The following is an 8864-nucleotide window of genomic DNA, read 5'->3' on the forward strand; positions in this document are numbered from 1 at the left end:
GCCGACCCGGCGCCATATTGCAGGAAAGGGAAGAATCGTATACGATTTCTTCAATTGTCGGCTTCGATCAGCGCAGACCGCTTGGAAAAAATGCTTTCCCGTAGGCTCCGTGCCCATGCCCGCCGTAGCGGGCTTTCAAGAAACTCCAATACTCAGATGGAAAGATCCCATGACCAGCTCACTTCGTCGATTGCTGATCCTGTCAGTCTTGTTGCTCCCAAGCGTTGTTGCGGCACCAGCCCTCGCTCAATCAGGAGACAACCCACTCGATGCGCCTAAGGCCGCAGACAGCGAAGAAAGTCGCCTCCACGCCTGGCTAGACGGCCAGTACGAAGAACTGCTTGATCGCAGTCCTATGGCGATAGCGTATGCGGGGGGGAAAGATCGGTATGACGAGATCGACGACATGTCCGAAGAGGCGGCGCGTCGAACGCTCGAATGGCAACGTCGCTCGATCGACGAACTGCACGCAAGGTTCGACCGCAGCAAGCTTGGCGAGAATGGCCAACTGTCCTGGGACCTGTGGATCTTCCAGTACCGCGAAGCCGCAATGCTGTGGGAGGTGCGTCGCAATGCGTATGTTTTCAATCAGATGTCGGGGCCGCAGACCGCCATTCCGCAGTTTCTCATGCAAATCCATAGAGTCGACGAGCCAGCTGACATGGACGCCTACATTGCTCGAATTGGTGGGGTGGCGCGTGCGGAATTGCAATTGCTGCAAATTGCGAAACGCCATGCTGCCAACGGTGTTCGGCCTCCGCGCTTCGCCTATGAAATGATGATTCCGCAGGTGCGGACGCTGGCTACTGGCGCACCTTTTGGAGGGGAAGGGGATAGTCCCATTTGGGCAGACGCCGTCCACAAGATAGACAGTTTGCAGGAAGCCGGCAAGATCGACCAGGTTAGAGCGAATAGCTTTCGGGCTGAGGCCCGGGAGGCGCTATTGAGCGAGTGGCAGCCAGCCTTCGAACAGCTGGCTGCATGGTTCGAGTCCGAGCTCCCCAAGGCGGACATCGTCGCCACTGGCGTCGGGGGGGCTCCGGGCGGCAAAGACTTTTATCGAGCCGCGCTTGCAAACTCGACGACCACGAGCCTGACGGCTGACGAGATCCATATGATCGGCCTACGCGAGGTTGCGAGGATCCGCGAAGAAATGGAACTCGTAAAGGACCGGACTGGCTTCGACGGCTCGTTAGGCGAATTCTTCAAGTTCATTAGAGAAGATGACAGGTTCTACGAGCCGAGTACGGAAGCTGGAAGACAGGCGTTCTTGGACTCCGCAGCGAACTATGTCGACGAGATGAAATCCCGACTTCCCCTTTATTTTAACAAACTTCCGAAAGCTGACATCATCGTGAAGCGAGTGGAGCCATATCGAGAGATTCCCGGCGGCGCGGCGCATTACTCATTTTCAACCAGCGATGGCACACGGCCCGGTGCGTTCTACCTGCATCTGATCAATATGCGGTCCAATCCGAAGCCGTTTCTGGAAGCCACGGTCTATCATGAGGCGCTACCCGGCCATCACCTCAACTTTGCGATTGCCCGGGAGCTCGATACCGTCCCGAAATTCCGCAAGTATCTCTATATCAATGCCTATCAGGAAGGCTGGGGCCTCTACGCGGAGAAGCTGGCGAAGGAAATGGGCGGCTATCGCGACCCCTATTCCGACTTTGGCCGCCTGACTGCAGAAATCTGGCGCGCCGCGCGACTGGTTGTCGATACCGGATTGCACGACAAGGGCTGGACTGAAGAGGAGGCAGTCGAATACATGGCTGGCAATACAGCACTGTCCATAGATCAGATTCGATCGGAAGTGCGGCGCTATGTCGTTATGCCGGGTCAGGCCACCGGGTACATGATCGGCTTGCTCAAACTTGAGCGGTTGCGCCAGAAGGCAGAGCGAGAGATGGGCGACGAGTTCGACCTCCGTCGCTTCCATGACCTAATCCTGGATCAGGGCCAGATGCCCTTTGACCTGCTTGAGCACCGCGTCGATCGGCTCATTGCCACGTCCCAAGCGGCGTCTGCATCGGCCGCTATCCAATAGTCGACTTCATCTCGATCCGAAGAAGTCCAAGGCGCTCTTCAAGACTTTCCCGCCCGGCAAAGCCGGGTGGGCGCTGAGCTGCGCGCAGCGACCTTGGGATCCCCGGTCCATCCGCTAGGATCAGAAAATCTATCCCTCCTGCCCAGTTTAACTTCGTTGACCGGCCTAGCATAGTCGAGGCAGCATCAGCCTTTCTACGGGATAACGAAGAGGCGGCGGCCAAAGAGCCATTAGCCGAAGCGCAAATCTATTGTCATGTACGCACCTGAGAGGGGAGTGAGGCGAAATGAAGGGACAGAAAGATCGACTCCGTCGTCGAGGTCAGGCTTCGAGCTCAGGGGCTCCCGAGCGCCGATTTACCAGCCGTCGAGTGGCAAGAAGCGGGCGTAGTTGGCGTGTTGCGCTGCTGATAGGTACCACGGCCTTTGTGACGCCGGGATTCGCATCCGGAGCGTTTGCTCAGGAGGCTTCTGAACGAAGTGACGATGTTCAGAGCAAAGAAACCAACGTGATCATTGTCACTGCGCGCAAATCGAATGAATCGATACAGAGTGTTCCGATCTCGGTAACTGCGATCACGGGAGAAGAGCTGCGTTCACAAGGCGCTAACGAGATACAGGATGTGGTCCGCAATGTTCCAGGGCTTGCGTTGTCGCGCGCTGAGCGCGGCCTAGCCCGTTACAGCATTCGCGGCCTTAGCACTAACGTCTCCGCTCCGACGGTCGCCATTTTTCTGGATGATATCTCACTGGTCACGATCAGCACGACATTCAGCGGCGGCTTCGATCCGGTGTTCTTCGACATGCAGCGGCTGGAAGTGCTGAAAGGACCGCAGGGTACGCTATACGGCGGAAGTGCGATGGGCGGGGCGATCAAGTACGCCAGCAACACGCCGGACATGAACCGGTTCAGTGTCGACGCGGCGGTCGGCGCTGCCGTTGTTTCAGAAGGGTCGCCCGACTACAACGGCGAAGTCGTCGTCAATGCACCGATCATCGAAGGGTCTCTCGCATTTCGCGGTGGCTTCTTCTACCGCAGGGACGGTGGCTACATCGATGCCGTGCCTGGCGATGTACAGATTTCAACCCGGTCCAGCACGCCGTTCCCGGAGTACACGCCGCTTCGGTTGGACGCGCTCAGCACGCGGCGCGAGGAAAACATCAATTACAGCGATACATACGCCTTGCGGGGCTCGATCGAATGGCAACCATCTGCGGACTGGTCCATCCGCCCTCAAGTGTTCTACCAAGAATCAAAATTGCAGGACAGCAGTCTTTATTTCCTAGGAAGGCCTGATTTTGAATCGTCATTCAGAATTCCCCAACCTAATGTCGAGCAAACTTCGGTATTTAGCCTCAATATCGAGAAAGATCTTGGCGGAGTCACGCTTACTTCATTGACGTCGCAGTTTGATAGAGGATTCGACTACAAAAGAGACTACAGTTTTATACTGGCAAATATTTTTCAATTCCTCTACCCTCTAACTGGTATAAACGTTTCAGAGACCGATACCTCCACGTTCAGTCAGGAGTTGCGGCTCGCGTCGGACAACAGTCCCAGTGCGCCTTTCAGATGGGTTGTCGGGGCGTATTATCAGGACCAAGTCGATGAATTATTTCAGGCTGTCGATCAGCCCGGATCGGGCGCCATCTTCGGCGTTCCGTCAGATCGACTTTATCTTGGTGATACTAAGGCTAGTTTGAAGCAGTATGCACTGTTCGGCGAGGCAAGTTATCGCCTGTTTGATCGTTTGGAGCTCACTGCCGGGGTACGGCTGTTCAAGGACCGCCAGCGACTTGATGCTGTATATGATGGCCTTATTGCCGGCCCCATCACGGTCGTTGACGGACGTACCAGCGAGGAAGACGGCATCAATCCAAAGTTTGGGCTGTCTTACGAAGTTACAGGAGATAATCTTCTGTTCGCGTCAGCGGCACGGGGGTACCGTCCCGGGGGACCGAACCGTTATGTGGTAAGTCCCGACGCCTGCGGCGACGATCTGGCTGCGATCGGTCTGACGCAGATCCCGGATTCATTTCAGTCCGATAGTGTATGGACGTATGAAGTTGGAACGAAGAACCTGTTTGCGGATGGCAGGCTGACGGTGAATGCCGCGGCGTTCCTGACGAAATGGAAGGATACGCAGCAGCTTGTCGGTTTGCCATGCGGGTTCGGCTTCACCGCCAATCTGGGAAGTGCGGAAGTCAAGGGCTTCGAATTCGAAGCGCGCGTTGAGCCTATCGATGGCCTCGAGATAGGCGGGAATGCCGCTTACACAAAAAGCGAGGTTCTCGAATCTTTGGAAGGAATCGTCGAAGCGGGCGATCCGCTGCCCAATGTGCCCACTTGGATGGCGAGCGCCTACGCTGGTTATTCAACGACATTCGGAAATGGTTGGAACGTGAACCTTCGCGGCGAATATCAGTATCAAGGGCGCGCGCCGTTCGGCATCGTTCCGGATCTGAATGTTGTTTTCTCGGATGGGGTCGATGCGGGCGTCCCCAACCCGTCAGAATTCCGGCAGAGCTATGATGTGGTAAACCTGGCGGCGTCGATCGGTAAGGATGATACGCTCCTTCGGTTGTTCGCCCGGAACATATTCAATGCACGTCCGCAGCTCGATCTCGCCATTTTCAGTGGTTCTGACCAGACTTTTACAATTCGGCCCCGAACCATCGGGTTGGAACTTGTACAGAGCTTCTAACGCAACGGGCCTCCCTGGTTGGAGTGCGATCCTGCATTCTTCTAAGATGGAGAGAATCAATGCCTCTGGCGAAACATGTTAGTTTTAGCTTCGCCGCAGCGCTCTGCAGCACTGTCCTCTTGCTGGCAGGCTGCAGCCAGGAGCCGGAGGGAGACAGCGCGCTCTGGCAGGATCAGACCGCCTATTTCTACCGCGTCTCGCAAGTGGATGCAGGCAATGTCCAGGACCTTGGCGTCGCATGGGAGTTTGCGGATTTCGTCGTCAGAGGCCAAACCAATCGAGGCGTTGAGGCTACGCCAGTCGTAGTAGACGGGGTGATGTACGTATCAGGTCCGTGGAGCGTGGTATATGCCATCGACGCACGCACCGGTGAACAGCTGTGGCAATATGACCCCGAGGTCGACGGCGCATATGCGCGTCGTGCGTGCTGCGATGCCGTCAACCGCGGTGTAAAGGTGCAAGACGGGGCAGTGTATGTCGGGACGCTCGATGGATATCTCGTCGCTTTGGACGCCAAGACCGGCAAGCCAAAATGGAAGACCGACACGTTCATTGACCGGACACGCAGCTATACGATCACCGGCGCTCCGAGCGTCGCTGGAGACAATGTCATAATCGGCAATGGCGGCGCGGAATTGGGCGTGCGCGGCTATGTGACGGCAATCGACCGCGAGACGGGCGAGCTGGCCTGGCGTTTCTACCTCGTCCCGGGCGATCCGGCAGCCGGTCCGGACGAGCACCCCGAAGTAACCGAGGCCCGAAAGACGTGGGACCCGAACTCGGCATGGGAATTCGGCGGCGGTGGAACCGCCTGGGATTCCATTGTCTATGATCCCGAAACGGACATCGTTTACGTCGGTACCGGCAACGGAAGTCCGCATCCCGCATGGCTGCGGAGCCCTGCCGGGGGTGACAACCTCTATCTCTCGTCGATCGTCGCGATCGACGCGCGCAGCGGGCGCAAGAAGTGGCACTATCAGACAACCCCACGTGACAGCTGGGATTACACGGCGACACAGAACATGATCCTTGCCGACATGGAAATCGGTGGCGAACCACGCAAGGTCATCATGCAGGCACCTAAGAACGGGTTTTTCTACGTCCTGGACCGCGTGACCGGAGAGCTGCTGTCTGCCGAAAAGTACACGACGGTCACCTGGGCGGATCGTGTCGACATTGAAACTGGTCGCCCGGTACTGAGCGAGCAAGGCAACTTCTCAAAGGAAACCAAGCTCGTCTGGCCGTCTGAAGCGGGCGGGCACAACTGGCAACCGATGGCCTACAGCGAGGCAGCAGGGCTGGTCTATATTCCGGTGCTTGAAACGCCGATGACGTTTGAGACCGCGGCTTCGCCCTATCAGCCGCATACCGTTTCTCAAGGCTCCCGAACCAGCCTGGTCGGCCTCGCACCGGACGACAAGGCGCTCGCGCCACTTGTGAATGGGCAGCCCAAGCCCAAATTCGAGCAGGTGCTTCGTGCCTGGGATCCCGTTAAGCAGAAGGAAGCATGGAGTTCCGGGCCAATGCCGTTCTGGAGCGGCGGGGTCATGGCGACAAGCAATGGCCTGGTAGCGCAGGGCAGTGCCGACGGGGTCCTCACGATCTACAACGCAAAAAACGGTGAAGTTCTTCGCCGGATCAATATCGGAACCGGTATCATGGCAGCCCCGATGTCCTACGAAATCGATGGCGAGCAATACATAGCTGTGGCCGCCGGCTTTGGCGGCGCCCTGAACGGTTTTTTCAAGTCGGGCTGGGCAGCTGCCGAGCGGGAAAACACTCCGCGCATACTTGCATTTAAGCTAGGCGGTACTGAACCGACCCTCCCACCATTGCGCCAATCGAAACCGCTGGTGCCAGCGCCTACAAAATTCCGCGGTACGCCTGCTCAAGTCGCTCGCGGAGCCGGGCTCTACACCACAAATTGCGCCCGCTGTCACGGCGGACCAGGGACAACCGGAGGGTACCCGAACCTCTGGAAGATGACGCCCGAAACGCACGATGCCTTCGATGCCATCGTGCTCGAAGGCGCATACGCCTACTCGGGCATGGCCTCATTCTCCGACGTGCTGACCAAACAAGAAACCAGAGACCTTCATGCTTTCATCGCCGAGCCGCCCGAATAAATCGAAAACCTAGGAGGGACCGACGCAACACGTCGAACGAATGCGACTGCCGCACTTGTCTCCGCCCGTCCCACATGGGTTATTCGTCGCGCGCAATTGAATGGCAAGGCCGTCGACCAATGACGCAGTGGCGATGCCAAGCGATCCGCTCCGACCGGTGGTGCGGCAGGTGCTGGACAGCGAGAACAGCCATTCATCGTGCTGGTACGATGGTTTCATCGAAAGCAGGAAAGATGATCGCGAGGCGATGTGAGGTTCGGAAAAGAACAGAAAGACGGTCTTAACGGAAGGAAAATTGTATGCTGGACAGGCGCGACATTATCAAAGCTGGTAGCGGGATGGCTCTGTTGGCTTGGGCCTTGCCTGGTCTGGGCAAGGCAGCCGATGCACCAGTGCTGCTCAAGGATGCGGAGGCGATCTACAATGAATCGCTGGTGATCGACATGCTCGCCGATGAAGTTCGTGACAGCAGCGGTCTTGAACAGATCCAGCAGGCTGGTCTGACGACGCTGAGTACGACACTCGGAGTACGGCGACCGGAAGAACCGAATGGCAGCTACATGATGAATGCCTTCACCTTTGACAACGGGGTCAAGGATTGCATCGATTGGAACAATTTCATTGAGCAGAACAGTACCGCGCTTGCACCAGCGCGGTCTGCCGCTGATATCCGTCGCGCCAAGCAAGAGGGCAAGACAGCCGTCATGCTTAATTTTCAGAACAGCCCGATCGAGGGTGAGCTGGACAATATTGACCTGTTCCACAGCCTCGGTATTCGCGCCATGCAAGTTACGTACAATGAGCGCAATCTGTTGGGGGACGGAGCAACTGAACGTACCAATGCTGGCCTCAGTGACTTCGGCATCGCTGCGGTCCACCGCATGAATGAAGTCGGCATACTCGTTGATTCATCTCATTCGGGCTCCCAAACAACAATGGATACTATTGTTGCTTCAAAGCGCATTCCTATTATTTCGCATGCAAACTGTGCGGCTTTGAATGAACATCCCCGCAACAAGTCGGACGACATCATCCGCGCGCTGGCCAAGAAGGGGGGCGTGATGGGGCTCACAACTGTCAACACCATGGTGAAACGTAATTTTCCGGTGACGATTGAACATTGGCTCGATCACGTCGATTATTTGGTCAAGTTGGTCGGCGTCGATCATGTGGGCTTCGGCACAGATACGCTGATTCGAGGCTGGCCGACGGATCCGAAGCTGGAAGAGGAGTTTCTCAAGGCCTATGGTGAGCCTTACTTCAAATCGAGCTATCGCTTTCGATACCCGTTTGGCACTGAAGGCATGAATGATGCCAATAAGTGGAGATACGCGACTGCAGGACTGATAAAGCGTGGCTACAAAGATGATGACATCATAAAGATCATCGGAGGGAATTGGTTGCGTGTAATCTCTGAGGTTGTTGGATGACCCGAGATTTGCTGATTTTCGAGCTGTTCGACGTCGGGGCGCACGACTGAGTTACAAGAGATTTGGGCTTCGTCGTAGTGACGATGGCACGAGGATGTGGCCTAAATCCTCCTAACCGCAGAAATGCAGCTTGCCCTTCGTCTGGTGGTTCATGTCGAAGTGGATGCCAAGACCGAGGGCGAAGCGGCTGCTTACGTTGCGCCTAAATCAGATGGCGCCATAAGTCAGACCGGCTTCGAGGCGCTGCGTTGCATTCCAGCGATAGGACTGGCGACGGACATTAGGTCTGGCGCGGCTGATAAACCAGCAATCGGTCGTCGGGAGAGGCGGCGGGCGGTGTCCTTGGACGTATTCTCGCAAGATCCTGCATTGTCACATGATACACGTCCGGATCAGGGGCGTCGGTAACGGTAGACAATACGCGGCTCGCAAGCTCCACTTTACTATATCGGTACATCGCCTTGGCCGCATTGCGAATGGTCTGAGCCCGAAGTTTCTACCATTTACGAGTAGAGCCTTGGGCCGTTTTGATGCCCGTGCTTGGGCGTGATGGC

At 56.6% G+C, this 8864-nt stretch carries 4 protein-coding genes; all 4 read left to right on the top strand.

Translation table 11 applies throughout. The features are described from left to right. The first annotated feature begins 169 nt into the window (after positions 1-169). The 4 genes from K3174_RS10360 to K3174_RS10375 all read left to right on the top strand — a co-directional run bounded on the left by K3174_RS10360 (position 170) and on the right by K3174_RS10375 (position 8310). Complete coding sequence (locus tag K3174_RS10360) at positions 170-2050, top strand: DUF885 domain-containing protein (protein ID WP_221558189.1); 1881 nt, start codon at positions 170-172, stop codon at positions 2048-2050. Between the two features lie 286 nt (positions 2051-2336). Beyond that, the gene (locus tag K3174_RS10365) at positions 2337-4754 is read left to right on the top strand and encodes a TonB-dependent receptor (protein WP_221558190.1); all 2418 of its coding nucleotides are present in this window, start codon (positions 2337-2339) and stop codon (positions 4752-4754) included. 59 nt (positions 4755-4813) lie between these two features. Continuing rightward, positions 4814-6880: a PQQ-dependent dehydrogenase, methanol/ethanol family gene (locus K3174_RS10370; RefSeq protein WP_221558191.1), complete on the top strand. Its 2067-nt coding sequence runs from the start codon at positions 4814-4816 to the stop codon at positions 6878-6880. 299 nt (positions 6881-7179) lie between these two features. Beyond that, positions 7180-8310 (top strand): dipeptidase, encoded by a 1131-nt coding sequence (locus K3174_RS10375; RefSeq protein ID WP_221558192.1) that lies wholly within the window; start codon positions 7180-7182, stop codon positions 8308-8310. The last annotated feature ends 554 nt before the right edge of the window (positions 8311-8864 follow it).

The organism is Qipengyuania qiaonensis, assembly GCF_019711515.1.
Classification (GTDB): domain Bacteria; phylum Pseudomonadota; class Alphaproteobacteria; order Sphingomonadales; family Sphingomonadaceae; genus Qipengyuania; species Qipengyuania qiaonensis.

Excerpts from the sequence above, each read along its gene's own strand:
- K3174_RS10360 (WP_221558189.1), top strand. The coding sequence starts at position 170 with ATGACCAGCTCACTTCGTCGATTGCTGATCCTGTCAGTCTTGTTGCTC.
- K3174_RS10365 (WP_221558190.1), top strand. The coding sequence starts at position 2,337 with ATGAAGGGACAGAAAGATCGACTCCGTCGTCGAGGTCAGGCTTCGAGC.
- K3174_RS10370 (WP_221558191.1), top strand. The coding sequence starts at position 4,814 with ATGCCTCTGGCGAAACATGTTAGTTTTAGCTTCGCCGCAGCGCTCTGC.
- K3174_RS10375 (WP_221558192.1), top strand. The coding sequence starts at position 7,180 with ATGCTGGACAGGCGCGACATTATCAAAGCTGGTAGCGGGATGGCTCTG.